Here is a 23,469-nt window from a genome sequence, read left to right as displayed (position 1 = left end):
GCAATCTCAGGGGGTATGTGAGGAATCTTCAGGTTTGTCGCGGCTTCACCGGACTTCATCAGACCTCACCGGCCTCCACCGGTCTGCACCGGTCTTTACCGGTCTTCGGTGTTCACGCCCGCTCCAGGATCGCGGTCACTCCCTGGCCGCCCGCCGCGCAGACGGAGATCAGGCCGCGCGCAGGTCCGTGCTGTTCCGTGAGCAGCTTGGCGAGCGTCGCGACGATGCGGGCGCCGGTCGCCGCGAAGGGATGGCCGGTGGCGAGCGAGGAGCCGGCCACGTTCAGCCGGTCCCGGTCGACCGGGGCGAGGCCCTGCTTCTCCCAGGCCGCGAGCGTCGCCAGCACCTGAGAGGCGAAGGCCTCGTGGACCTCCACCAGATCGAAGTCCTCCATGCCCAGGCCGGCCCGTTCCAGCATGCGCGGGACGGCGTACGCGGGAGCCATCAGCAGGCCGTCGCCGGCCCCGCTTCCCCCGTCCGCCGCGTCGCCGCGCACGAAGTCCACGGCCGCCGTCTCGTAGGCCGTCAGGTAGGCGAGCGGCTCCAGGCCGCGTGCCTCGGCCCACTCCTCGGAGGCGAGGAGGACGACCGCGGCGCCGTCCGTCAGCGGGGTCGAGTTGCCCGCCGTCATGGTCGGTTCGGGGCCGTCGACGCCGAACACCGGCTTCAGCCGGGCCAGTTTCTCGACGGTGGAGTCCGGCCGCAGGTTCTGGTCGCGGGCCAGGCCGTGGAACGGGACGACGAGGTCGTCGAAGAAGCCGCGCTCGTAGGCGGCCGCGAGGCGCTGGTGGCTGGCGGCCGCCAGCACGTCCTGGGCCTCGCGCTCGACGCCCCAGACGCGGGCGGTGACCGCGGCGTGTTCGCCCATGGACAGACCGGTGCGCGGTTCGGCGTTGCGCGGGATCTCGGGGATCAGATGGGAGGGGCGGATCTGCGCGAGCGCCTTGAGACGGGCTCCGGCCGTCTTCGCCCGGCGGGCCTCCAGGAGGATGCGCCGCAGCCGGTCGTTGACGCCCAGCGGCGCGTCGCTCGCGGTGTCCGCGCCGCCCGCGATCGCCGAGTCGGTCTGGCCGAGGGCGATCTTGTTGGCGGCGGCGATCACGGCCTGCAGGCCGGTGCCACAGGCCTGCTGGATGTCGTAGGCGGGGGTGCGGGGGTCGAGCTTCGAGCCGAGGACGGTCTCGCGGGCCAGGTTGAAGTCGCGGCTGTGCTTGAGGACGGCCCCGGTGACCACCTCGCCCACCACGCCGGGGACGTCGAGGGCGTACCGGCTCACCAGCCCGTCCACCGCCGCCGTCAGCATCTCCTGGTTGGAGGCGGTGGCGTAGGGGCCGTCGGAGCGGGCGAAGGGGATGCGCGAGCCGCCGACGATCGCGACCCGGCGGGCGCGCGGGGGCTCGGAAGGACTGTGGAACGAGGGCTCCACCAGCTTCAGCCGTGACGGCTCCGAGGCACTCATCTCGACCTGCTCCTCACCCTTGACCTAGACTTACCCCGGGTAACCTTACTCCAGAGTAAGCATGTGTGCCGAGCCCGTGGGAGAGAACATGGCCGACCGCTATCTGAGCTTCACCGCCACCGCACCGGGCCGCTTCCTCACCCGCAGGCTCGGCCTTCCGCAGCCGGCGGCGCTGCAGCGCTGGTCAGCCGAACGCCCCTCCTTCACCGGCTCCTTGATCCACCTTACGGCCGGGAGGTCCACGCTCGGCCTCGCGCCGGTGCTGGCCCGCGCCGGCCTGCCGCTCCACGGCCCCGAAGGCACGGGCGGAAACGACGTCCCGGACCCCGCCGCCGTCGTCCTCGACGCGACCGGAGTCCGGGACGTCGACGCGCTCGCCGAGGTGCACGCGGCCCTGCACCCGGTGGTGCGGTCGGTCGCGGCGAGCGGCCGGATCGTCGTCCTCGGCGCGCCCCTCGACCCCCACGACCACTGCCAGGCGGCCGTCCAGCAGGCCCTGGAAGGGTTCGTGCGGTCCCTCGGCAAGGAGATCGGACGGGGCCGGACCGTCAACCTCGTCCGGCTGACCGACGCCCGGGCCGCCGAGTCCACCCTGCGCTTCCTGCTCTCCCCCAAGTCGGCCTACGTCAGCGGTCAGGTGATCGGCGTGACGGCCGGCGGCTCCCCCGGTGCCCTTGGCGCCCCCGGCTCCGACGGCCCCGACGGCCCCGACGACTGGTCGCTCCCCCTCGCCGGCCGCACCGCGCTCGTCACCGGCGGCGCACGAGGGATCGGTGCGGCCGTCGCCGAGCGGCTGGCCGGGGACGGCGCGCGGGTCGTCGTCCTCGACGTGCCGCAGGCCGAGGAGGACGCCCGCCGGGTCGCCGAACGGCTGGGCGGCACCGCCCTCGCACTCGACGTCACGGCGGCCGACGCGGGTGAGCGGATCGCCGCCGAGCTGCCCGGCGGACTGGACGTGCTGATCCACAACGCGGGGATCACCCGGGACCGCCGGCTGGTCAACATGCCCGCCGAACGCTGGAGTTCGGTGCTCGACGTCAACCTGGCGAGCGTGCTGCGCACCACGGACGCGCTGCTCGCCAAGGGCGTGCTGCGGCCGGGCGGGCGGATCGTGGCCACCGCCTCCATCGCCGGACTCGCGGGCAACGCCGGCCAGACGAACTACGGCGCGAGCAAGGCGGGGATCGCGGGACTCGTACGCACCCTGGCGCCCCACGCGCTCGCCGAGCACAAGGTGACGGTGAACGCGGTGGCGCCCGGCTTCATCGAGACGAAGATGACGGCCGCGGTGCCGCTGTTCATCCGCGAGGCGGGCCGGCGCATGAACTCCCTGGCACAGGGCGGGCTGCCCGTGGACGTCGCCGAGACCACGGCGTGGCTCGCGCACCCCGCCTCCGGCGCGGTCAACGGGCAGGTCGTGCGGGTGTGCGGCCAGAGTCTGCTGGGGGCGTAGTGCGCACGCCGACGACCCTGACCGCGCCTCCGTCCCTCGGCCCACTGCTCGCCCGCGGGGCGCTGCGCTCCCCCTTCAAGCACCCCCGCCCGGGCGTCTCCTTCTCCGGCGCCGGCCACCGCCTCGTGCTGCCCGGCCTGCGCGTGGACCCGACCCGGCTCGCCGCCTACGAGCGCGTCTGCGGCTTCCCGACCGGCGAGGACTCCCTGCCGCTCACCTACCCGCACGTCCTGGGCTTCCCGCTGGCCATGAGCATCCTGAGCGGCCGGGACTTCCCGCTCCCGCTGCTCGGCCTCGTCCACACGTCGATCGAGATCACCCGCCGCGCCGCCCTCGCGTCCGCCGGGATCTACGAACTCTCTGTGCACGTCGAGGAGTTGGCCGCGCACCGGCGCGGGACGGAGGCCGTCGTGGTCACCGGACTGCGGCAGGGCGGCGACATCGTGTGGGAGTCGACGAGCAGATACCTCGCCCGGCACGCCACCGAGGCCGCGCCCGCCGCCCGGGAGCCGGAGCCCGGCCCGCTGCCGGTGCTCGACGAGTGGCGGCTCGCCGCCGACGTCGGCCGGCGCTACGGCGCGGCCTCCGGCGACCGCAACCCCATCCACCTCCACCCGCTCACCGCCCGGCTCTTCGGCTTTCCCCGGGCCATCGCGCACGGCATGTGGACCGTCGCCCGCTGCCTCGCCGCCCACGGCGTCCCGCAGCGGGCCCGGGTCCGGGCCGACTTCCGGGCTCCGGTCCTGCTGCCGGGCACGGTGTCGTTCGCGTCGGACGGTGCACGGTTCGCCCTGTGCGGCACGGGAGACCCGGCCCGGATCCACGTGACGGGACGCGTGGATCCCCTGCCCGGCCCGCTCCCGCGCACGGGTGCCGCACACGCACCGTGAGCACCCGCCCCGACCCGCGGGTGAGCCCGCACCGACCGGCGGCCGTCCGCCCGTCAGGCGCTCGCCGGTCAGGCGGGCGGTGGGGACCAGGGGCGGTCGTTCATCAGGTTGCCGAGGCCCGCCCAGGCGAAGTTCATCAGGGTGGCCGCCGCCTGGTGGGAGGAGACGGTGTCGTCGGTGTTGGCCCAGGCGGCGAGCGACTCGGCGGCCCCGACCAGGGCCTCGGCGAGCCCGGCGACCTCCCGTTCGGGCAGGTCGGGGTCACGGTGGGCCTCCCGGGCCGCTATCGCGATCAGCTGCGTGACGAACGCGACGATCTCCTCGCGCATCGCCGCGACCTCGCCGGCGAAGGGCTCGCCGTGCGTGCGGGCCTGGAGGTGCAGGAGGGACCAGGCGTGCGGATGCCTCCCGGTGTGCGCGAAGAACGCCCGCAGTCCGTCCCACAGCTGGCGGTCGGCGGGCAGATCCGTGCGGACACCGGTGCGGACCGCCTCGACGAGGGACTTCGCCTCCCGCCGGATACAGGCGGTGAAGAGGTCTTCCTTGGAGTTCAGGTACAGGTACACCAGCGGCTTGGACACGCCCGCGAGTTCCGCGATCTCGTCCATCGACGCGGCCATGTACCCGCGGCGGCCGAAGGTCTCCACGGCGGCGTCCAGCATCTGCTGCTCACGGACCGCACGCGGCATCCGCTTGGTCTTCACGGCACCCATGGGGCAAGACTAGTTGGGCTCCGCGGTCGGCAGCCCCGTTCAGGACGCCTGCTCCTGCGCCCGGCCCTGGGCCGAGTCGACCGCCTCGTCCTCCTGGCTCCGGTTGGCGTCGAGGTTGGCCTTCATACGGTCCACCCGCTCGACGACCGCCACCGAGGCACGGTCGCGTTCCTTGCGCAGCACGACGAAGCTGATCGGCGCGGAGATCACCAGGGCCAGCAGGACGATCCACATGCCGTTGGAGTCACCGAGGCCGCGCGGGACGACGCCCGAGTAGACGAGTCCCCAGACGGCCAGGAGGCAGCCCGCGAAGACACCGAGGCGCATCAGCGTGTAGCGGAGCATCTCAATCCAGACTTCCGATTCCAAAGGGGGCCACCGTCCAGTGAAGCACGCCCGGCTCCCGGTCTTGCAGCGGGGTGGACCGGCCTGCGGGCGTCACACCAGCGGCAGCAGCATGGTGATGTCGTCGCGGTCGTCGCCCGGCGCGACCCGGATCGCACCGGGCACCCGGCCGACCTCCTGGTAGCCGCAGGAGCGGTAGAAGTGCTCCAGGCCGAGCCCGCCGCGGCAGCCGAGCCGGATCGCCTCGATGCCGTCGAAGCCGCGGGCTGCGTCCGCGGCGGCGGCCAGCAGGTCGCGACCGTACCCCTTGCCCTGGTGGCGGGGGTGGACCATCACCGTGTACAGCATCACCCAGTGGGTCTGGAGGCGATGGCTGTTGAAGGCGAGGAACGCGGCCGCCGCCACCTCGCCCGACGCGTCGTGACCGACGAGCAGCCGGTTGCGGCCCTCGGCCATGGCCGCGAGCTGCCGCACCAGATCCGGCCGGATCTCGTCGCGCGACACGGGCGCGACGAAGCCGACGGCGCCGCCCGCGTTGGAGACGTCCGTCCACAGGTCGAGGACGCCGTCGCGCAGGGCCGGGGTGACAGCGGGGTCCAGGGTGAAAGTAAGGGACACGACAGGATAGTAACCCTTACGGCATGCGTCGCGCCGTCGCTTCCGAATTCCGGACGGCCCCCCGCCCCCGGCCCTGGCCCCCGACTCTCGACCCCCGGCCGGTGTCACACCCGCATCGGCTGCGGCGACTCGCGCAGTGCCGGGTCGGGGCCGTCGTACTCGCGGATGATCTCGTAGCGGGTGTTGCGCTCCACGGGGCGGAACCCGGCGTCCCGGATGAGGTCCAGCAGGTCCTCGCGGGTCAGCTTGTTCGGCGTGCCGTAGTTGTCGGCGTCGTGCGTGATCTTGTATTCGACGACCGAGCCGTCCATGTCGTCCGCGCCGTGCTGGAGCGCGAGCTGCGCGGTCTGGACGCCGTGCATCACCCAGAAGACCTTCACGTGCGGGACGTTGTCGAAGAGCAGCCGCGAGACCGCGAACGTCTTCAGCGCCTCCGCGCCCGTGGCCATCGTCGTGCGGGCCTGGAGCCGGTTGCGGACCTTGCCGTCCTTCATGTCGACGAAGTCGTGCTGGTAGCGCAGCGGGATGAAGACCTGGAAGCCGTTCGTCTCGTCCTGCAGCTCACGCAGCCGCAGGACGTGGTCGACGCGGTGGCGGGGCTCCTCGATGTGGCCGTACAGCATGGTGGCCGGCGTCTTGAGCCCCTTCTCGTGCGCGAGGCGGTGGATGCGCGACCAGTCCTCCCAGTGGGTGCGGTGGTCGACGATGTGCTGACGGACCTCCCAGTCGAAGATCTCCGCGCCGCCGCCGGTCAGCGACTCCAGGCCGGCGTCGATCAGCTCGTCGAGGATCTCCGAGGCGGTGAGCCCGCTGATCGTCTCGAAGTGGTGGATCTCCGTCGCCGTGAACGCCTTCAGCGAGACGTTCGGGAGGGCGGCCTTCAGCTCGCGCAGCGAGCGCGGGTAGTAGCGCCACGGCAGGTTCGGGTGCAGGCCGTTGACGATGTGCAGCTCGGTGAGGTTCTCGCCCTCCATCGCCTTGGCGAGCTTCACCGCCTCCTCGATGCGCATGGTGTACGCGTCCTTCTCGCCCGGCTTGCGCTGGAAGGAGCAGTAGGCGCAGGAGGCCGTGCACACGTTGGTCATGTTGAGGTGGCGGTTGACGTTGAAGTGCACGACGTCGCCGTTCTTGCGGGTCCGCACCTCGTGCGCGAGTCCGCCCAGCCACGCCAGGTCGTCCGACTCGTACAGCGCGACGCCGTCCTCACGGGTCAGCCGCTCACCGGCCCTGACCTTCTCCTCCAGCTCGCGCTTGAGCCCGACGTCCATGCCCACACCTTTCACCGACGACCTACCGACGACCTGCCGACGACTGCCGACGGTTTCCCGCCGGCTGTCCCGCCGACCGGCTTCCCGGCCGGCCGACTTCCCTGCCGGCCCGGCTTCCTGCCGACCCGACCCACCGTACGTCTTCGCGCCTACACCTCTTCGGGCAGCTCCCCGACGCGGTTCTCCCACTTCGTCGACAGCACGATGGTGGTACGGGTCCGGGACACGCCCTTGGTCCCGCTGAGCCGGCGGATGATCTTCTCCAGACCGTCGACGTCCGTGGCCCGCACCTTGAGCATGAACGAGTCGTCGCCGGCGATGAACCAGCAGTCCTCGATCTCGCTCAGGTCCTTGAGCCGGGCCGCCACGTCCTCGTGGTCGGCGGCGTCGGACAGCGAGATGCCGATGAGGGCGATGACGCCGAGGCCAAGCTGGGCGGAGTTCACCGTGGCGCGGTAGCCCGTGATGACGCCGGCCGCCTCCAGCCGGTTGATGCGGTCGGTGACACTGGGTCCCGACAGGCCGACGAGGCGTCCCAGCTCCGCGTACGAGGCCCGGCCGTTCTCCCGGAGGGCCTGGATGAGCTGCCTGTCCACCGCGTCCATGCGAATCGAAGCCTTCCGATCAAGATTCCTGAAGAGATGAGAGGTACTGCGACTTGCTCAGACGGCGCTCATGAGGCACGGGTTCCGGCCGCGCCGCCCAGATCGCCGTCCCACCGGCGGTAGAGCCCGTGCGCGACCCCCGCCGCGTCGAGTACGCGCCCGGCGACGAAGTCGACCAGGTCCTGGATGTGGGTGGCCCCCGCGTAGAAGGCGGGCGAGGCGGGAACGACGCTCGCGCCGGCGTCGTCCAGCGCCACCAGGTGACGCAGTGTCTGCCCGTTCAGCGGGGTCTCGCGCACGGCGACGACGAGGGGCCGCCGCTCCTTGAGCGTGACGCTCGCGGCCCGTTGGAGAAGGTCCTTGGACAACCCGAGGGCGACCCCGGCGACGCAGGCCGTGGACGCGGGCACGATCAGCATCCCCTTGACGGGATACGACCCGGAGGACGGTCCGGCGGCGAGATCCCCCGCGCCCCAGTGCCGCACCCGGTCGCCGCTGACGTCCGCGTCGAACGCGCCCGGCTTGCCGTCGGCTCCGCGCGCGAGCCATTCCCGCAGGTCGTCCCGCCAGTGCGCGTCCCGGAAGGAGATACCGGTCTCGTCGAGCAGGGTGAGCCGCGAGGCCCGGCTGACCACCAGGTCCACGCTCTCGCCCCCGGCGAGCAGCGCACGCAGCACAGCGGCGGCATAGGGCGTACCGGACGCCCCGGACACCCCCACGATCCAAGGCACGCGCTGCGTTTCTCCTGCGTTCACACCTTGAGCGTACCCGTGGGCGCGGAGGTCTTCAGGACCGGACTACACCGTGAGCCCACGCACCATCAGGTCGGCGAGCGCACAGACGAACAGGCTGATGCCGATGAACCCGTTCGTCGAGAAGAACGCCCTGTTCAGCCGGGACAGGTCGTGCGGCCGGACGATCGAGTGCTCGTACACGAACGCGCCCGCGACGATCAGCAGCCCCAGCCAGAAGAACGCGCCGGCGCCGGTGGCCAGCGCGTACCAGACGAGCAGCGCCGTCGTCACGGCGTGGCAGACGCGCGCCCCCTTGATCGCCGCCGGGATGCCGAAGCGGGCCGGGACCGACATGACGCCGGTCTCCCGGTCGGTCTCGACGTCCTGGCAGGCGTAGATCAGGTCGAAGCCGCCGATCCAGACGCCGACGGCGAGACCGAGGACGACCGCGTCCCACGACCACTCGCCGGTGATCGCCAGCCAGCCGCCGATCGGCCCCATCGCCTGGGCCAGCCCCAGGATGGCCTGCGGGAAGTTCGTGAACCGCTTGCCGTAGGGGTAGACGACCATCGGGACGACCGCGATGGGGGCGAGCGCCAGGCAGAGCGGGTTGAGCATGGCCGCCGAGCCGAGGAAGACGGCGACGGCGATCAGCGCGCCCGTCCAGGCGTGCTTCACCGACATCGCGCCCGTCACCAGCTCGCGGTTCGCGGTACGCGGGTTACGGGCGTCGATCTCGCGGTCGATGATCCGGTTGACGGCCATGGCGAAGGTGCGCAGGCCCACCATGCAGACGGTGACCAGCAGCAGCCGGCCCCAGTGGATGTTGCCGTCCAGCTCGAACATCGCCGTCAGCGCGGCGATGTAGGCGAAGGGCAGCGCGAACACGGAGTGCTCGATCATCACCAGGCGCAGGAAGGCCTTCGTGCGCCCCGGCTGCTGCGGGAGCGCCGCGGAAGCGGAGGTCACAGGCCGTACTCCTTCCAGCGGCGGTCGACCCTGGCCGCCGTCTCCGGGTCGGACAGGACCATCTCGGGCCAGCCGCCGTCCCGCGTGTAGCCCTCCTCGGGCCATTTCCGGGTGGCGTCGATGCCCGCCTTGCCGCCCCAGAACTGCTGGTAGGAAGCGTGGTCGAGATGGTCGACCGGGCCCTCGACGATCGACAGGTCGCGGGCGTAGTCGGTGTTGCCGAGCGCCCGCCAGGCGACCTCGTGCAGGTCGTGGACGTCGCAGTCGGCGTCGACGACCACGATCAGCTTGGTCAGCGACATCATGTGCGCGCCCCAGACCGCGTGCATGACCTTCTGCGCGTGCTTGGGGTACTTCTTGTCGATCGAGACGATCGCGCAGTTGTGGAAGCCGCCGGCCTCGGGCAGGTGGTAGTCCACGATGTCCGGGACGATGATCTTGAGGAGGGGGAGGAAGAAGCGTTCCGTCGCCCGCCCCAGCGGCCCGTCCTCGGTCGGCGGCCGACCGACCACGATCGACTGGAGCAGCGGCCGCTTGCGCATCGTCACGCAGTCGATCGTCAGGGCGGGGAACGGCTCCTGCGGGGTGTAGAAGCCGGTGTGGTCGCCGAAGGGCCCCTCCGGCAGCGTCTCGCCCGGCTCCAGCCAGCCCTCGATGACGACCTCGGCCTGCGCCGGCACCTGCAGCGGGACCGTCTTGCAGTCGACCATCTCGATCCGCTTGCCCGCGAGGAACCCGGCGAACAGGTACTCGTCGATGTCGCCGGGGAGCGGGGCGGTGGAGGCGTAGGTGACGGCGGGCGGACAGCCGAAGGCGATGGCGACGGGCAGCTTCTCGCCCTTGCGGGCGGCGACCTGGTAGTGGTTGCGGCTGTCCTTGTGGATCTGCCAGTGCATGCCGATCGTGCGCTTGTCGTGGCGCTGGAGGCGGTACAGGCCGAGGTTGCGGATGCCGCTCTCGGGGTCCTTGGTGTGGGTGAGGCCCAGGTTGAAGAAGGAGCCGCCGTCCTGCGGCCAGGTGAAGAGCGCGGGCAGCGCGTCGAGGTCGACGTCGTCGCCGTGCAGGACGACCTCCTGGACGGGCGCGTCCTGCGGCTTCACCTTCTTCGGCGGTACGTGCGTCATCGCGCCGAGCTTCCCGAACGCCTCGCGCACGCCCACGAAGCCCTGCGGCAGCTCGGGCCGCAGCAGGCCGCCGATCTTGTCGCTGATCTCCGCGTACGACTTCAGCCCGAGGGCCTTCAGCAGCCGCCGGTCGGTGCCGAACACGTTCATCGCGAGGGGCATGCTCGACCCCTTCACGTTCTCGAAGAGCAACGCGGGACCGCCGGACTTCTGGACCCGGTCGACGATCTCCCCGACCTCCAGATACGGATCGACCTCGGCCTTGACGCGCTTGAGGTCGCCTTCGCGTTCCAGTGCCCTGAGCAGGGAACGAAGATCGTCGTAAGCCATGTGTCCCAGTATCGGCCACCCGCTACCCTGACCCCGTCACCGGGGCCGCCCAGGTCCCGTCACCGTCTTCCGGGAGAGCTCGCCACCATGCTCAGGTATCTGCCGTTCCTGCTGGTCCTGGCGCTGTGGATCTATGCCTTCATCGACTGCCTGAACACCCCCGAGGAGGAGGTGCGCGGGCTGCCGAAGGTGATCTGGGTGATCATCATCCTGCTCTTCGGCGAGGTGCTCGTGGGCCCGATCGCCTGGCTGGTCGCCGGGAAGACGCGGCACGCGCCGGCCGGCGGCTCCACGCCGTCGCAGTGGCACCGCAACCACCGCACGGAGTTCGTCGCGCCGGACGACAACCCCGAGTTCCTCAAGTCCCTGAAGGACGAGAACAAGAAGGACGAGAAGCTCCTCAAGGACTGGGAAGCCGACCTGCGCCGCCGCGAGGACGAGCTGAAGCGCCGCGAGTCGGGCGAGGAGCCTACGGAAGGCTGACGGCGTCCACGAACGCGGCCCAGGCGCTCCGCGCCACGACGATCACCGGGCCGTCGGGGTTCTTGCTGTCACGGACGGGGACGGCGGACATGAATCCGGGGGCGACTTCGAGACAGTTGCCGCCGTTCTCGCCGCTGTAGCTGCTCTTGATCCAGGTCGTCGCGCTGAGTTCGAACCTGTTCATGGTGGCCGTACCCCTCCATCGCGTCGCTGATCAGAACGACGGACTCGCGGGCCGACAGAGCGTCCGCCCTGAGCACATCATAGGTGCGGCTATGGCCGGCGAAGACGGCCGGATCGTCGTTGAAATGGCCGCGATCCACCGACTCCGAGTACACCCATCGGTGACCGTTGGGCAGCTCGATCAGCGACATCGACACATTGGGCCGCAAAAGCTCCGGGAAGTCCGCTGGGGCCACCTGAATACGGATATTGGCACGTCGACCGGCCTCCAGAAGATGCGCGCACTGGTCCCGCATGATCGTCGCACCCCCCACGACGTGGCGCAGGCAGCTTTCGTCCAGAACAACGACGTACAACGGACCGCCGTTTGCCAGAAACCGCTGCTGTCGACTCAGCCGAGCCCGTACACGCTCCTCTACCTCACGGCCACTCGTTACGCGTGAGAACAGAGCGTGCGCATACTCCGGGGTTTGCAACATGCCTGGCATCACGCGTTCTTGGTACTCCCAGAGCGACACCGCCTCCGCGTCCATCTCCGCTCGACGCCTGAACCAGTCCGGGTGCTCCACCTGCGGATACCAGTCGACGCGGCCCCACAGCCGGGCCAGCGCCCCGCCGGTGCCGAGGACTTCGTCGCAGGTCTTCGCGAACGGCTCCTGGGGAACCCGCGTTCCCGTCTCCACCCGGGCCACCAGGGACCGGTCACAGGGGATCGCCTTGGCCAGTCCGTCCTGCGTCAGCAGCGCCCCCTCGCGGAAGTGGCGCAGCAGCTCGCCGAACAGGGCGGCGTTGGTGGTCACGTGCGTCCCCCTCCGTGACAGGCGTCCGTTGGCACGCGTCGGGCATTGATACGCACCGTGCCCGCACGCGACGCTCGACACACCCAGAGTCACGAAGTCGGTACGGAGAGGGCACGGACGAGCATGGCCGAAAGCACCGAGAACCAGTTCGAAACGGGAACGGTCGTCTACGACCCCGCCTCGGACAGCGTCGGCGAGTACCGGGGCACAGTGGGCCCGTATGCGCTGCTGCGCCCGGTCGGCGGCGGCCGGGAGTGGGAGGCCCGCCCGGAGTCGCTGCGCCCGGCCACCCCCGGCGAACGCCTCAGCGCGGGCGTCCGCGCGGCCAACTCCCGCTCGTCCCAGCACTCTCCGGAGCCCCCCGCCCCCGTCCGCGACTGTGCGGCCTGCGCCGATCTGGCCGGGCTTCGCGACGACGCACGCGCCCGTCACGACGGCAGCGCCGAGACCGACGCGGACGTCCTGCTCCGCCGCCACCAACTCCGTTACCACGCGCCCCTGCTGGGGCTGCGGGAATCCGCCCTCGTACCGGACGCCCCCGCCGGGGCGGAGTACGAGACGGCCTGCACCGAGTGCCCCGCCGGGTCCGGGGCCCGGCGACACCCCGCCGACGTGGAGGCGTGGCGGCACGGGCACACCCGGGAGACCGGGCACGCCCGCTACCGCCGCACCGTCGCCGACTACGCGGTGTACGAGTCCCAGGTGTCCGTGCCCTGAGCGTCCAGGTGACGGGAGGAGACGGCAGCGGTCGGCAGCATGACCAGCGCGGTGACGCCGCCCGTCTCGTTGGGACGCAACTGGGCGCGGAATCCGTACAGCGCGCAGATGCGACCCACCACGAACAGGCCCATACGCTGACAGGTGTCGGTGTCCGGGGCCGTCGGCACGTCGGGCAGCCTCCCGTTGATGTCGGCGAGGCCCTCGGCGGAGAGGCCGAGTCCGCGGTCGTTGACCTCGATCAGCAACGTACGGGGCACAGCCGCCTCCTTGAGTTCTTCGGCAAGTGGCTCCAGCGTGCCGAGGACCAAGGGTGTTGCGGATGGAAACACCGCCTGTTTCCGCAGGTGGGAACAGGGCCCCACCGTGGGATGTGTGTTTCCGGCCGGAAACGGGACGCAGGTCAGCCGACGGTGATCGAGTTCAGCTTCTCGCGCAGGTAGACATGCGAGTCGACCGGCTCGTACGCCACCCTGCCGACCGGCGCGGGCACCGACTCCACGAGCGTCCCCGGGGTGCACTCGCCGAAGTAGACGAGGGACATCAGCTCCTCGGCGGGCTCGTCGGCCGGGGGCGGCAGGACCCGGTGCCGCCCGGAGCGCCAGCGGTCGCCGGTCCAACGGGCCAGCAGATCACCGACGTTGACGGTGAAGGCGGCCGGGTCGAAGGGCGCGTCCTCCCAGCCGCCGGCGTCCGTCCAGACCTGGAGCCCGCCCTTGCCGACCTGCCGGTCGAGGATCGTGACGGTGCCGAAGTCGGTGTGCGGACCGATGCGGAACTGACCGGGCTGCGGCTCGCCGACGACGTCGGTCCCCGGGTACCAGTTGATGTTGAAGCCGTAGGTGGGGTGGTCCATGTGGCGGGAGAAGAAGTCCGGTTCGAGGCCCAGGGCCCCGCCGAGCAGGGACAGCAGTTCCTTCTCCAGGTCGGCCATCCGCTCCAGGTACTCCTCGCACAGTGCCCGGAGCTGCGGCGTCTGCGCGGGCCAGACGTTCGGCGCGTACCACTCGGCGTTGATCACCGGGTCGTCGAAGGGCTCATGGGTGGCGAAGGTCAGGGACTCCTTGAGGTCGGGGGGCGTCTCGGTGCCCTCCGCGTAGCCGTTGGCCTCTGCGCCGGGTCCCAGCCAGCCGCGGCCGCCGACCTTCGCTGCGTACGGCTGCTTGGCCTCGGCGGGAAGGGTGAAGAACGCGCGGGCGGCCTCCCGGACACGGTGGCGCAGCACGGGGTCGACGCCGTGACCGGTGACCAGCAGGAAGCCCGCGGTCTGCAGGGCCTCGTCGACGGTGCGGGCGGTCGCGGCGCGGGTGCCGGGGTCGCCGTCCAGCCAGGGCCGCAGGTCGATGGTGGGGATGCGCGGACTCCGTCGGGCGGCGGGGCCGCTCAGGGAATCCCGCACGGAATCGCTCACTGAGTCATTCACCGATGTCCTCGTTCCACAGGGCCGGGTTCCTCTCGACGAAGTCGCGCATCATCGCGACGCACTCGGCGTCGTCCAGCAGCACGATCTGCACGCCGTGCTCCGCCAGCCAGTCGTGGCCGCCCCGGAAGGTCGTCGCCTCTCCGACGACCACCCGGGAGATGCCGAACTGGCGGACCAGACCGGAGCAGTACCAGCACGGGGAGAGGGTCGTCACCATCGTCGTGCCGCGGTACGACCGCTGCCGGCCCGCCGCGCGGAAGGCTGCCGTCTCGGCGTGCAGGGAGGGGTCGTCGTCCTGGACGCGGCGGTTGTGGCCGCGGCCGAGAAGCGTGCCGTCCGGGCCGTACAGTGCCGCGCCGACGGGGATGCCGCCCTCGGCGAGTCCGGCCCGCGCCTCGGCGACGGCGGTGGCCAGCCAGGTCCGGGCGGTCGGCCGATCCAGAAGGTGATCCATGGGCTCATGCTGCTGCGACGGGCGGCCGGGGGCAACGCCGGACCACTCGTCCGGGACGCCCGACGCCCGATCCTCCTGGTGCCGTGACCGGACCGGGCCGTTTCTGACGGCTCTTGGCGGGCCGGGTGGCTCTCGTGGTTGTCCGGCCAGGACGCTCGTACGGTGCGGCTGCACGAGCGCAAAGCGCCGGCCCCGGCCCCGGCCTTCGACCTTCGGCAAGGCCCAGTACCGCCGTCGCAACGCAGTCGAGAGGTGCATCGACATGCGGAGACAGTTACGCGCGGTGGCCACCGGTACGACAAGTCCACGACGGTTCCGACGCCGCGGCCTCAGCGAGGGCTTCGAAGACACAGCGGCACCCCGGCAGCTGCGGAAGCGGCTCGCCGCAGAAGGTGTTGTCCGAGGTCGGGGACGGATCCATCGCCAGGAGCTGGGCGAGCCAGACCTCATCACGCACGTCAGAGGCAGCCACCCCGGTGAGTAGTTGCGTGCCAGCCCTTCGTGAACAGGATTCTCGGGACACGACCCCCGCAGCGAAGCCTGGAACAACGCTGCTCGTGGACAAGCCCGCCGGCCCCTCGACGCGGTGGCCGCTGTCGGCGGGCTACGGAGCCAAAATCCTCGCGACCTTGCCTTCAAGCGTCCAGGAAGGTCAGCGAGACGACCTCCTCGGCGACCGTCCACTCCCCCGTGAGCCGGTAGGCGTGGTTGTAGACGGAGCGGGCGTAGGCGTCGAAGAGATCGCCGAAGGCGTCGTGGTCCCCCGCGCGGATGCGTTTTCTCAGCGCTCGCCGAGCGCTCGGGGTACTCGGGTTCGTATCCACGCCACGCCCATCTACCTGTCCGTACGCCGAAGGCCGGTTCCCGTGACCCAGGTCACAGGAACCGGCCTTCGGCAGGTCGGCTCAGAAGGTGATGCCGGTCAGCGCGCCCAGGGTCTTCACCTCGGCGTAGGAGTGCTTGCCGGAGATGAAGATGTTGACGCCGTAGTAGTTGAACAGCCAGCAGCCGAAGGCGAGCAGCGCCAGGTAGGCGGCCTTGCGGCCCTTCCAGCCGGCGGTGGCGCGGGCGTGCAGGTAGCAGGCGTACGCGACCCAGGTGATGAACGACCAGGTCTCCTTGGGGTCCCAGCCCCAGTAGCGGCCCCACGCGTCGCCCGCCCAGATCGCGCCCGCGATGATCGTGAACGTCCACAGGGGGAAGACGGCGGCGTTCACGCGGTAGGCGAACTTGTCGAGGGAGGCGGAGGCGGGGAGCCGGTCCAGGACCGAGTTCGCGAACCTGCCGGGCTTGCCGCCGGTAGCGAGCTTGTTCTCGTAGGAGTCCTTGAACAGGTACAGGATCGTGGCGACCGCGCCGACGTAGAACACCGCGCCGCAGAAGATCGCGGTGGAGACGTGGATGTACAGCCAGTACGAGTGCAGGGCGGGGACCAGCTGGTCGCTCGCCGTGTAGAGGACCGTCACCGCGAGGCCCAGGTCCAGCAGGACCGTGGTGATCAGGAACAGGCCGAGCCAGCGCACGTTCTTCTTCAGCGCGAGCAGGCCGAGGTACACGCCGACGGCCACCGTGGAGAAGGTGATGTTGAACTCGTACATGTTGCCCCACGGCGCCCGCTGCACCGAGGCCGCACGGGCGACCACGCCGCCCACCTCCACGAGGAAGGCGAGCACCGTGAGGGAGATGGCGATGCGGCCGTACATGTCGCCCTGCTCGTCGCCGCCGTGCGCGCCCGGCCCGTCGGGCACGTCACGCGCGCCGGCCGCGGAGCGCACCACGACCTGCGGCCGCTCCAGGACGGCGGTGGAGCCGCCCTTCGTCACGGTGACGGCCGGCCCCTTCGCCTTCGCGCCCTGCTGGGCGGTGAGCGCGGCGGCGGTCCGGCCGACCTTGCTGCGGCTGCCGAGGAGCCATTCGGCGATGTACGCGAAGAAGGCCAGGGTGTAGACGGCCATCGACGAGTAGATCAGCGTGTTGCTGATGCTCGCGAGATGTTCGTTGGTGGCGGCGGCCAACTCGGTCGCGGCGGCGAGAGTCACTGCTCAGCCCCTTTTTCGGCGGGTACGACGTGGGGGTCGGTGGATACGGCGTGGGGGTCGGTGGATCCGGGTGAGTCGCCCGAGTCGTCCGCGGGGTCGGGCGCCCCGGGGGTCTGGTCGTACAGGGTCGTGGCGAGAGCGCCGAGTTCCTCGGGCACCTTGGCGGACTCGCTGCGGCCGAGGCCGGCCATCTCGACGACCGTCACGCCGTCCGCGCCCCGCACGGCACGCACCCACACCCGGCGGCGCTGGACGAACAGGGAGGCGGCGAGCCCGAAGATCGCGGTGATCGCGCCGCCCAGCGCCCAGCCGCTGCCCGGCTGCTGGGTGATCTGGAAGTTGGCCCACTGCCGGGTGCTGTCGTAGGTGACCGTGCCCGCCCCGTCGGGGAGGGTCATCGTCTCGCCGGGCTTCAGGTTCTCGCGCAGCTGCGCGTTCTTGGAGTCCCTGAACTCCTTCATATGGGCCTTGTCGAGCTGGTACACGCTCCGCGGGATGCCCGAGTTGACGCCGAGGTCGCCGTGGTAGGGCGTCAGGTTCAGCACCGGGTTGCGCAGCGACGGGAACGTGGAGGCGGTCTCGCTGCCCGGCGTGTACGTCGGCAGGAAGAACGCCGAGATGCCCAGCTGCTCGCTGACGCCCCGGGCGTTCCGGTAGCCGTCGAGGACCTTGATCACGCCCGATGAGGTGACGTTGGAGTCGAGCGGCAGCAGCGGGACGGCGTCGTGGAAGACGACCTTGCCCTTTCCGTCGCGGACGGTGATCACCGGGGCGTAGCCGTGGGCGGTGAGGTAGACCTTCGAGTCGTCGATCTCCAGCGGGTGGTTGACCTTGACGAGGGTCTTCGCGTCCTTGCCGTACGCGCCCACGCTGTAGGTGAGGGCGGCCTGGTAGGTGCGCGGGGTGCCGGTGTTGGGGCCCGAGGTCTCGTAGGTGCCGGTGAACTTGTCCAGGGAGAAGCTGAACGGGTTCAGGTCGTCGGTGTCGAAGAGGTTGCCGGACTTGAAGTCGTCGTAGGAGATGAGGGTGTTGGAGAAGCCGCTGCTGCCCTCGACGAGGAGCTTGTTGCCCTCGGACTTGAAGAGCTGGCCCCAGGCGAAGGCGACCAGCATCACGATGAGGGCGATGTGGAAGGCGAGGTTGCCGACCTCGCGCAGATAGCCCTTCTCCGCGGCGACGGCGTCCCCGCTCGCGTGGACGCGGAAGCGGCGCTTCTTCAGCAGTGCCACCGCGGCCTCGCGCACCTGCTCCGGCTCGGCCCGCGTACGCCAGGTCGTGTAGGCCGGCAGCCGGGTCAGCGTCCTCGGCGCACCCGGCGGGCGGCCGCGCAGCTGACCCACGAACTGCCAGGTGCGGGGCACGATGCAGCCGACGAGGGAGATGAACAGCAGCAGGTAGATCGCGGAGAACCACGCCGAGCTGTAGACGTGGAAGAGACCGAGCCGGTCGTAGACGACCGCGAGGCTCTCGTGGGCCCGGCGGAAGTCGGCGACCTTCGTCTCGTCGTTGCCGGACTGCGGGATCAGCGAGCCGGGGATCGCCCCGAGCGCGAGCAGCAGCAGAAGCAGCAGGGCGATCCGCATGGAGGTGAGCTGACGCCAGAACCAGCGGGCCCAGCCGACGACGCCCAGGCCGGGCATGTCGGCGAGCGAGTCCGCGGGCGCGGTCGACAGCTGGGAGCCGGCGGCGCCGAGGCCCTGCTCCTCGGCGGCCGGCGTCTCACCGGGGCCGGCGTTGGCCGTGCTCTTGCTCATGGATCAGATCCCCACAGTGAAGCCGGCGGACCAGGACTGCATGTCCTGCACGATGCGGTCCCAGGCGCCGGTCAGCAGCAGCAGACCGGTCACGATCATCATCGTGCCGCCGATCCGCATCACCCAGACGTAGTGGCGCTTGACCCAGCCGAAGGCGCCGAGCGCCTTGCGGAAGGCGACCGCGGCGAGCACGAACGGCACGCCGAGGCCGAGGCAGTAGGCGACGGTCAGTATGGCACCGCGGCCCGCGCTCCCCTGCTGGGAGGAGAGGGCGATGACGGAGGCGAGGGTCGGACCGATGCAGGGGGTCCACCCGATGCCGAACAGGGCGCCGAGGAAGGGTGCGCCGACGAGCCCGGCGACGGGCCTGCGGTGGAAACGGAACTCCCGCTGCGTCATCCAGGGCATCAGGCCCATGAAGAAGACACCCATGAGGATCATGAGCACGCCCAGCACCTTGGACAGGACGCCCTGGTTCTCCTGGAGCGTCTGGCCGAAGTACCCGAACAGGGCCCCGCCGGAGACGAACACGGCGGTGAAGCCGAGGACGAACAGGGAGGCGCCGGCGACCATCCGTCCCCGCCGGGCCTCGGCGAGGTCGGTGCCGGTCACGCCGGTGACGTAGGAGAGATAACCCGGCACGAGCGGCAGGACGCAGGGCGAGAAGAAGGAGACGAGACCGCCGAGCAGGGCCAGCGGCAGGGCGAGCAGCAGGGCGCCGCTCATCACCGTCTGGTTCGGGTCGGTGGCGGCGGCGAACGTGGTGAGCGCGCTCACGTCACTTCTCCGCGAGGATCGGGGCGATCATCTTGCGCAGCTTCTCCTCGCTGAGCGCGGCCAGCGAGCGGGCGGCGATCTTCCCCTCCCGGTCGATGACCAGCGTGGAGGGGATGGCCTGCGGGTTGAGCGTGCCCTTGCGGAAGCGGAGGATCAGCTTGCTGCTGGGGTCGTACAGGCTGGGGTAGGTGACGCCGTACTGCTCCTCGAAGGCGAGGGCGCTGCGCGCCTGGGGGTCGGCGACGTTGATGCCGACGAACTGCACGCCCTTGCCCCGCAGGTCCTTGGAGACCTTCTCGAAGTTGGGCGCCTCGGCGCGGCACGGGGCACACCAGGAGCCCCACACGTTCAGGACGACGACCTTGCCCTTGAAGGAGGCGACGTCCAGCTGCTTGCCCGCGACGGTCTCACCCGACAGGTCGGGGACCTGCGCCCGCTGCCCCTTCTCGGCGGTGGAGATGCCGTCCTTGCCGAGGACGAAGTTGGTGCCGCCGCCCCCGCCCGACGTGCCGCCGGAGCCGCAGGCGGACAGCAGCAACGCGGCGGCGACGGCGCCCGCGCCGAGGACTGCGGGGCGGCGCGGACGGATCCATGCGGCACTCATGTGAAAAGTTTCGCATGCCCGTTCTGAGGATCTTGCGCACCCCCCTTGCGGGGGGAAAACCGCATTTCAGGCGGCAGACGCGGAGCCCGTCGGCGACTTCGGAGCCGTCGGCGACTTCGGCGTCTTCGGGGTCGCGGCCAGGAACGTCTTCCAGCCGCCGGCCGGCTGCTGCCCGACCTCGAGGGTGCGCAGCTTCTCGAGCACCTCGGGCTTCTGGACGTCGATCCAGTCCACGAACTGCCGGAAGGAGACGATGCGCACGTCCGCGCCCTTCTCCTTCTCGCGCGCGATGTGCTTGAAGGCCTCCTCGACGGCGTCCATGTAGATGCCGCCGTTCCACTGCTCGAAGTGGTTGCCGACGAAGAAGGGCGCTCGGTTCGTCTCGAATGCCCGCTTGAATCCCTGTATGTAGGCCTGGGCGGACTGCTGCCGCCAGCCCGGGTAGTTGTGGGCGGGCGCCTTGGTCGAGTTGACCGACTGGTTGGCGAGCATGTTGTAGTCCATCGAGAGGACCTCGAAGCTGCGGCCCGGGAAAGGTATCTGCTGCAACGGCAGGTCCCAGAGCCCGCCCCTCTTCTTCGGCCACACCTGACGGCCGCCCGGCGAGGAGGCGTCGTAGCGCCAGCCGAGGGCGCGGGCGGTGGGCAGCAGGTTGTCCTGGCCGAGCAGACAGGGCGTGCGGCCGCCGACGAGTTCCTTGTCGTAGTCGAAGGGCAGCGCGGGCAGGTCGGTCCAGCCGGTGTTGGTCCGCCACTCCTTCACGAACTTCTTCGCCTGGTCTATCTCGCTGCGCCACTGCGCCGGCGTCCACTTGCCGACCGAGCCGTGGCCCTCGCCGCAGAAGTGGCCGTTGAAGTGGGTGCCTATCTCGTGCCCCTCGAGCCAGGCGCGGCGCACTCCCGCGAGCGTCATCTTGACGTGCTCGTCGGTGAGATAGCCGATGTCGGAGGCGCCGCGGGGGTTGTTCGGCGGGTCGTAGAGCCGCTTCTTCGACTCGGGCAGCAGATACAGCCCGGAGAGGAAGAACGTCATGCTCGCGCCGTGCGCCTTGGCGAGGTCGAGGAAGCGGTCGAAGAGTCCGTTGCCGACCTCGCCCGCGCCGTCCCAGGAGAAGACCACGAACTGCGGCGGCTCCTCGCCGGGCTGGAGCGGCACCGGCTTGGCCGGCTGGTGGGGCTGCTTGCCGGTGAAGGACGTGGAGCCGTCACCGAGGGGGCGGGCGTCGGCCTTCGGACGGGGGCTGCCGGAGCCGCCGCCCTTGGCGCCCTTCTTCGCATCACCGGCGGGGGAGGGGTCGTCCGAACTCGTGAGGCTGCCGCAGCCGGCCAGTCCGGCCACGGCCGCGGCTCCGGCCCCGAGTCCGAGTGCTCCCCTTCGGGTGATCGTGCGCATGGCGTCCTCGTTCATCAGATCCTCAGGTGGTCACCCATTCAGAGGACATGATGAACGACAGGGTTCCGTCGATAGTTCCGGATTCGGTAACAGAAGGGGGATTTCAGCCACGCGGCCGGGCCCGGCGGACCGGAGCGCCCGGCCGGGCGGCCGTCACCACCTGTCACCCCGCCTCGGCAGGGCGGCCCCCATCCCCCGCCACCACCCGTTATGCGCCGAAGGCCTTGCCCTTGCCCTGCACCGGCTTGGCTCCGGCGCGCAGGTGCGCCGGCACCAGGTCGAGGGCCGGTTCGGTGTACCCGACCGACATGATCCGGTCGCCCTGGTACGTGAACGTCGTCAGCGAGGCCAGCGTGCACTGCCGCTTGCGCGGGTCGTGCCACAGCCGCCGCCGCTCGACGTAGGACCGCACGATCCAGATCGGCAGCTGATGGCTGACCAGCACGGCCTCGTGCCCGCGGGCCGCGTCCTTCGCCGCGTCCAGCGCGCCCATCATCCGCACGACCTGGTCGACGTAGGGCTCGCCCCAGGACGGCTTGAACGGGTTGACGAGGTGCTTCCAGTTCTCCGGCCGGCGCAGCGCCCCGTCCCCGACCCCGAACGTCTTGCCCTGGAAGACGTTCTCGGCCTCCAGGAGCCGCGCGTCGGTGGACAGGTCGAGCCCGTGCGCCTTCGCGATGGGGGTCGCCGTCTCCTGCGCCCGCTCCAGCGGGGAGGCGACGACGTGCGTGACGTCGCGGGAGGCGAGGTGCTCGGCGACCCGGTCGGCCATCTGCCGGCCCAGCTCGGAGAGGTGGTAGCCGTCGAGACGGCCGTAGAGCACGCCGTCGGGGTTGTGAACCTCGCCGTGCCGCATGACGTGGACGACGGTGATGTCCTGGGCGGCGCCGTTCTTCCCGGAATTCTCGAAGGTGCTCATTCCGCCGTGGCCTCCGCAGCCGCTCGGGCCGCCGCCGGGAGGGCGTCGGCGATTCTCTGGACGGCCGTGTCGTCGTGGGCCGTGGACACGAACCAGGACTCGAAGGACGACGGCGGCAGGTAGACGCCGTTCGCCAGCAACGAGTGGAAGAAGGCGGTGAAGCGGAACGACTCCTGCGCCTTGGCGTCCTCGTAGTCGCGGACGGGACGGTCCGTGAAGAAGACGGAGAACATGTTGGAGGCGCTCTGCAGCGTGTGCGCGACGCCTTCCTTGGTCAGCGCCTCGGACACCAGCGACTGGATCCGCGTGGAGACCTCGTTCACCTTGACGTACGCGGCGTCGTCGAGGAGCCGGAGCTGGGCCAGGCCGGCCGCGGTGGCGACCGGGTTCCCGGAGAGCGTCCCGGCCTGGTAGACGGGCCCGGCCGGCGCGAGGTGCTCCATGACGTCGGCCCGCCCGCCGAACGCCGCGGCGGGGAAGCCGCCGCCCATGACCTTGCCGAAGGTCATCAGATCGGGCGTGACCCCGTCGATCCCGAACCACCCGGAGCGGCTGGTGCGGAAGCCCGTCATCACCTCGTCGGAGACGAACAGCGCGCCGTTGGCCCGGCAGGCGTCCTTGAGACCCTGGTTGAACCCGGGCAGCGGCGGCACGACGCCCATGTTCCCGGGCGAGGCCTCGGTGATCACGCAGGCGATCTCACCGGGATGCCGGTGGAAGGCCTCCTGCACGGACTCCAGGTCGTTGTACGGCAGGACGATCGTGTCGCCGGCCTGCGCGCCGGTGACCCCCGGGGTGTCGGGCAGGGCGAAGGTGGCGACCCCGCTGCCCGCCGCCGCGAGGAGCGAGTCGACGTGCCCGTGGTAGCAGCCGGCGAACTTGATCACCTTGGTGCGCCGGGTGAAGCCGCGGGCGAGCCGGATGGCCGACATGGTGGCCTCGGTGCCGCTGGACACCAGGCGCACCTGGTCCACGGGCCCGACCCGCGCCACGATCTCCTCGGCGAGCGCGACCTCGCCCTCGCCGGGCGTGCCGAAGGAGGTGCCGCGGGTGACGGCCGCCTGCACGGCGGCGATCACCTCGGGGTGCGAGTGCCCGAGGATCATGGGCCCCCAGGAGCAGACCAGGTCGACGTATTCCCGCCCGTCGGCGTCCGTCAGATACGGGCCGGCGCCGGACACCATGAACCGCGGCGTGCCGCCCACGGCGCGGAACGCGCGCACCGGCGAGTTCACGCCGCCCGGCGTGACCACGGACGCACGGTCGAACAGCGCCTGCGAGACGGGCGCATCGTATGAATAGGGCAGTTCGCTCATGACCTGCGACTTCTCCGACCTTCTCCGACTTGCTGGACTCCGGTTGCCAGTGACCTCCCAGGGTAGGCCAGCGACGGACGGGCCCCATGGGGCGTGCCGT

24 protein-coding genes and 2 pseudogenes are annotated in these 23,469 nt (G+C 70.8%); 4 read left to right on the top strand and 22 right to left on the bottom strand.

Annotation, left to right across the window (positions count from 1 at the left end; all coding sequences use genetic code 11):
- Positions 1-112 precede the first annotated feature (112 nt).
- Complete coding sequence (locus QF032_RS22995) at positions 113-1,459, bottom strand: acetyl-CoA C-acetyltransferase (RefSeq protein ID WP_307045220.1); 1,347 nt, start codon at positions 1,457-1,459, stop codon at positions 113-115.
- Positions 1,460-1,547: 88 nt separating this feature from the next.
- Here QF032_RS22995 and QF032_RS22990 point away from each other — a divergent pair, with 88 nt between their 5' ends.
- Both QF032_RS22990 and QF032_RS22985 read left to right on the top strand, forming a co-directional pair.
- Complete coding sequence (locus tag QF032_RS22990) at positions 1,548-2,912, top strand: 3-oxoacyl-ACP reductase (protein WP_307060339.1); 1,365 nt, start codon at positions 1,548-1,550, stop codon at positions 2,910-2,912.
- On the top strand, positions 2,912-3,802 hold the full coding sequence (locus QF032_RS22985; RefSeq protein ID WP_307057294.1) for a MaoC/PaaZ C-terminal domain-containing protein: 891 nt from the start codon (positions 2,912-2,914) through the stop codon (positions 3,800-3,802). The genes QF032_RS22990 and QF032_RS22985 overlap by 1 nt, the downstream gene beginning before the upstream one ends.
- 68 nt (positions 3,803-3,870) lie before the next feature.
- Here the strand turns inward: QF032_RS22985 and QF032_RS22980 are convergent, their stop codons facing one another.
- From QF032_RS22980 to QF032_RS22945, 8 genes are all read right to left on the bottom strand, one after another.
- Entirely contained in the window at positions 3,871-4,515 is a 645-nt protein-coding gene (locus QF032_RS22980; protein ID WP_306949855.1) for a TetR/AcrR family transcriptional regulator, read from the bottom strand.
- Positions 4,516-4,554: 39 nt separating this feature from the next.
- Positions 4,555-4,860 carry a DUF4229 domain-containing protein gene (locus QF032_RS22975; RefSeq protein WP_307057292.1) on the bottom strand — a complete coding sequence of 102 codons (306 nt, stop codon included), beginning with the start codon at positions 4,858-4,860 and terminating at the stop codon, positions 4,555-4,557.
- Positions 4,861-4,953: 93 nt separating this feature from the next.
- Positions 4,954-5,478 (bottom strand): GNAT family N-acetyltransferase, encoded by a 525-nt coding sequence (locus QF032_RS22970; protein ID WP_306949857.1) that lies wholly within the window; start codon positions 5,476-5,478, stop codon positions 4,954-4,956.
- 104 nt (positions 5,479-5,582) lie between these two features.
- Entirely contained in the window at positions 5,583-6,746 is a 1,164-nt protein-coding gene (gene mqnE / locus QF032_RS22965) for an aminofutalosine synthase MqnE (protein WP_107442524.1), read from the bottom strand.
- 149 nt (positions 6,747-6,895) lie between these two features.
- A complete protein-coding gene (locus QF032_RS22960) occupies positions 6,896-7,351 on the bottom strand; it encodes an Lrp/AsnC family transcriptional regulator (RefSeq protein WP_307045217.1) in 456 nt (151 codons plus the stop codon).
- A 68-nt stretch (positions 7,352-7,419) separates the two neighbouring features.
- Complete coding sequence (locus QF032_RS22955) at positions 7,420-8,082, bottom strand: UbiX family flavin prenyltransferase (RefSeq protein WP_306955981.1); 663 nt, start codon at positions 8,080-8,082, stop codon at positions 7,420-7,422.
- A 66-nt stretch (positions 8,083-8,148) separates the two neighbouring features.
- Positions 8,149-9,054 (bottom strand): menaquinone biosynthesis prenyltransferase MqnP, encoded by a 906-nt coding sequence (gene mqnP / locus QF032_RS22950; RefSeq protein WP_306949859.1) that lies wholly within the window; start codon positions 9,052-9,054, stop codon positions 8,149-8,151.
- Positions 9,051-10,508, bottom strand: coding sequence for a menaquinone biosynthesis decarboxylase (locus QF032_RS22945; RefSeq protein WP_307045216.1), 1,458 nt, complete (start codon positions 10,506-10,508; stop codon positions 9,051-9,053). Before QF032_RS22945 ends, mqnP begins: the two co-directional genes overlap by 4 nt.
- A gap of 87 nt (positions 10,509-10,595) precedes the next feature.
- Here QF032_RS22945 and QF032_RS22940 point away from each other — a divergent pair, with 87 nt between their 5' ends.
- Positions 10,596-10,991 (top strand): PLD nuclease N-terminal domain-containing protein, encoded by a 396-nt coding sequence (locus tag QF032_RS22940; protein WP_306949861.1) that lies wholly within the window; start codon positions 10,596-10,598, stop codon positions 10,989-10,991.
- Here the strand turns inward: QF032_RS22940 and QF032_RS22935 are convergent.
- Together QF032_RS22935 and QF032_RS22930 are read right to left on the bottom strand one after the other, a co-directional pair.
- Positions 10,978-11,088 (bottom strand): annotated as a pseudogene (locus QF032_RS22935) (DUF397 domain-containing protein); the annotation flags it as partial. The gene QF032_RS22940 and the pseudogene QF032_RS22935 overlap by 14 nt on opposite strands.
- Positions 11,060-11,974: a helix-turn-helix domain-containing protein gene (locus QF032_RS22930; RefSeq protein WP_307057290.1), complete on the bottom strand. Its 915-nt coding sequence runs from the start codon at positions 11,972-11,974 to the stop codon at positions 11,060-11,062. The gene QF032_RS22930 and the pseudogene QF032_RS22935, both read right to left, overlap by 29 nt.
- 123 nt (positions 11,975-12,097) lie before the next feature.
- Between QF032_RS22930 and QF032_RS22925 the strand changes: the two genes are divergently transcribed.
- A complete protein-coding gene (locus tag QF032_RS22925) occupies positions 12,098-12,691 on the top strand; it encodes a DUF7848 domain-containing protein (protein WP_307045214.1) in 594 nt (197 codons plus the stop codon).
- Here QF032_RS22925 and QF032_RS22920 read toward each other — a convergent pair.
- The 11 genes and pseudogenes from QF032_RS22920 to hemL form a co-directional block, all read right to left on the bottom strand.
- Positions 12,655-12,951 (bottom strand): ATP-binding protein, encoded by a 297-nt coding sequence (locus tag QF032_RS22920; protein ID WP_307057289.1) that lies wholly within the window; start codon positions 12,949-12,951, stop codon positions 12,655-12,657. The two genes, QF032_RS22925 and QF032_RS22920, sit on opposite strands and share 37 nt — an antisense overlap.
- 143 nt (positions 12,952-13,094) lie before the next feature.
- A complete protein-coding gene (locus tag QF032_RS22915; RefSeq protein WP_307057288.1) occupies positions 13,095-14,090 on the bottom strand; it encodes an isopenicillin N synthase family dioxygenase in 996 nt (331 codons plus the stop codon).
- A 16-nt stretch (positions 14,091-14,106) separates the two neighbouring features.
- Positions 14,107-14,568 (bottom strand): nucleoside deaminase, encoded by a 462-nt coding sequence (locus QF032_RS22910; RefSeq protein WP_307045211.1) that lies wholly within the window; start codon positions 14,566-14,568, stop codon positions 14,107-14,109.
- Positions 14,569-15,206: 638 nt separating this feature from the next.
- Positions 15,207-15,353 (bottom strand): annotated as a pseudogene (locus QF032_RS22905) (RNA polymerase sigma factor); the annotation flags it as partial.
- Positions 15,354-15,473: 120 nt separating this feature from the next.
- On the bottom strand, positions 15,474-16,607 hold the full coding sequence (gene ccsB, locus QF032_RS22900; RefSeq protein WP_307057287.1) for a c-type cytochrome biogenesis protein CcsB: 1,134 nt from the start codon (positions 16,605-16,607) through the stop codon (positions 15,474-15,476).
- Positions 16,604-18,361, bottom strand: coding sequence for a cytochrome c biogenesis protein ResB (resB, locus tag QF032_RS22895; protein ID WP_307045210.1), 1,758 nt, complete (start codon positions 18,359-18,361; stop codon positions 16,604-16,606). The genes ccsB and resB overlap by 4 nt, the downstream gene beginning before the upstream one ends.
- A 3-nt stretch (positions 18,362-18,364) precedes the next feature.
- A complete protein-coding gene (locus QF032_RS22890) occupies positions 18,365-19,138 on the bottom strand; it encodes a cytochrome c biogenesis CcdA family protein (RefSeq protein WP_373430371.1) in 774 nt (257 codons plus the stop codon).
- A 1-nt stretch (position 19,139) separates the two neighbouring features.
- Entirely contained in the window at positions 19,140-19,742 is a 603-nt protein-coding gene (locus tag QF032_RS22885) for a TlpA family protein disulfide reductase (RefSeq protein WP_306949868.1), read from the bottom strand.
- Positions 19,743-19,808: 66 nt separating this feature from the next.
- Positions 19,809-21,134, bottom strand: a complete 1,326-nt coding sequence (locus QF032_RS22880; protein WP_307060337.1) for a hypothetical protein — start codon at positions 21,132-21,134, stop codon at positions 19,809-19,811.
- 208 nt (positions 21,135-21,342) lie between these two features.
- A complete protein-coding gene (locus QF032_RS22875; RefSeq protein WP_306949869.1) occupies positions 21,343-22,053 on the bottom strand; it encodes a histidine phosphatase family protein in 711 nt (236 codons plus the stop codon).
- Entirely contained in the window at positions 22,050-23,369 is a 1,320-nt protein-coding gene (gene hemL / locus QF032_RS22870) for a glutamate-1-semialdehyde 2,1-aminomutase (RefSeq protein WP_307045209.1), read from the bottom strand. Before hemL ends, QF032_RS22875 begins: the two co-directional genes overlap by 4 nt.
- Positions 23,370-23,469 lie beyond the last annotated feature (100 nt).

The sequence above is a fragment of the Streptomyces achromogenes genome, from assembly GCF_030816715.1.
Lineage (GTDB): Bacteria > Actinomycetota > Actinomycetes > Streptomycetales > Streptomycetaceae > Streptomyces > Streptomyces achromogenes_A.
Note: the sequence above shows the minus strand (reverse complement) of the source record. Positions and strands in the feature narration are given on the sequence as shown.

Excerpts from the sequence above, each read along its gene's own strand:
- QF032_RS22995 (WP_307045220.1), bottom strand. The coding sequence starts at position 1,459 with ATGAGTGCCTCGGAGCCGTCACGGCTGAAGCTGGTGGAGCCCTCGTTC.
- QF032_RS22990 (WP_307060339.1), top strand. The coding sequence starts at position 1,548 with ATGGCCGACCGCTATCTGAGCTTCACCGCCACCGCACCGGGCCGCTTC.
- QF032_RS22980 (WP_306949855.1), bottom strand. The coding sequence starts at position 4,515 with ATGGGTGCCGTGAAGACCAAGCGGATGCCGCGTGCGGTCCGTGAGCAG.
- QF032_RS22975 (WP_307057292.1), bottom strand. The coding sequence starts at position 4,860 with ATGCTCCGCTACACGCTGATGCGCCTCGGTGTCTTCGCGGGCTGCCTC.
- mqnE (WP_107442524.1), bottom strand. The coding sequence starts at position 6,746 with ATGGACGTCGGGCTCAAGCGCGAGCTGGAGGAGAAGGTCAGGGCCGGT.
- QF032_RS22960 (WP_307045217.1), bottom strand. The coding sequence starts at position 7,351 with ATGGACGCGGTGGACAGGCAGCTCATCCAGGCCCTCCGGGAGAACGGC.
- QF032_RS22945 (WP_307045216.1), bottom strand. The coding sequence starts at position 10,508 with ATGGCTTACGACGATCTTCGTTCCCTGCTCAGGGCACTGGAACGCGAA.
- QF032_RS22940 (WP_306949861.1), top strand. The coding sequence starts at position 10,596 with ATGCTCAGGTATCTGCCGTTCCTGCTGGTCCTGGCGCTGTGGATCTAT.
- QF032_RS22925 (WP_307045214.1), top strand. The coding sequence starts at position 12,098 with ATGGCCGAAAGCACCGAGAACCAGTTCGAAACGGGAACGGTCGTCTAC.
- QF032_RS22910 (WP_307045211.1), bottom strand. The coding sequence starts at position 14,568 with ATGGATCACCTTCTGGATCGGCCGACCGCCCGGACCTGGCTGGCCACC.
- resB (WP_307045210.1), bottom strand. The coding sequence starts at position 18,361 with ATGAGCAAGAGCACGGCCAACGCCGGCCCCGGTGAGACGCCGGCCGCC.
- QF032_RS22885 (WP_306949868.1), bottom strand. The coding sequence starts at position 19,742 with ATGAGTGCCGCATGGATCCGTCCGCGCCGCCCCGCAGTCCTCGGCGCG.
- QF032_RS22880 (WP_307060337.1), bottom strand. The coding sequence starts at position 21,134 with ATGCGCACGATCACCCGAAGGGGAGCACTCGGACTCGGGGCCGGAGCC.
- QF032_RS22875 (WP_306949869.1), bottom strand. The coding sequence starts at position 22,053 with ATGAGCACCTTCGAGAATTCCGGGAAGAACGGCGCCGCCCAGGACATC.
- hemL (WP_307045209.1), bottom strand. The coding sequence starts at position 23,369 with ATGAGCGAACTGCCCTATTCATACGATGCGCCCGTCTCGCAGGCGCTG.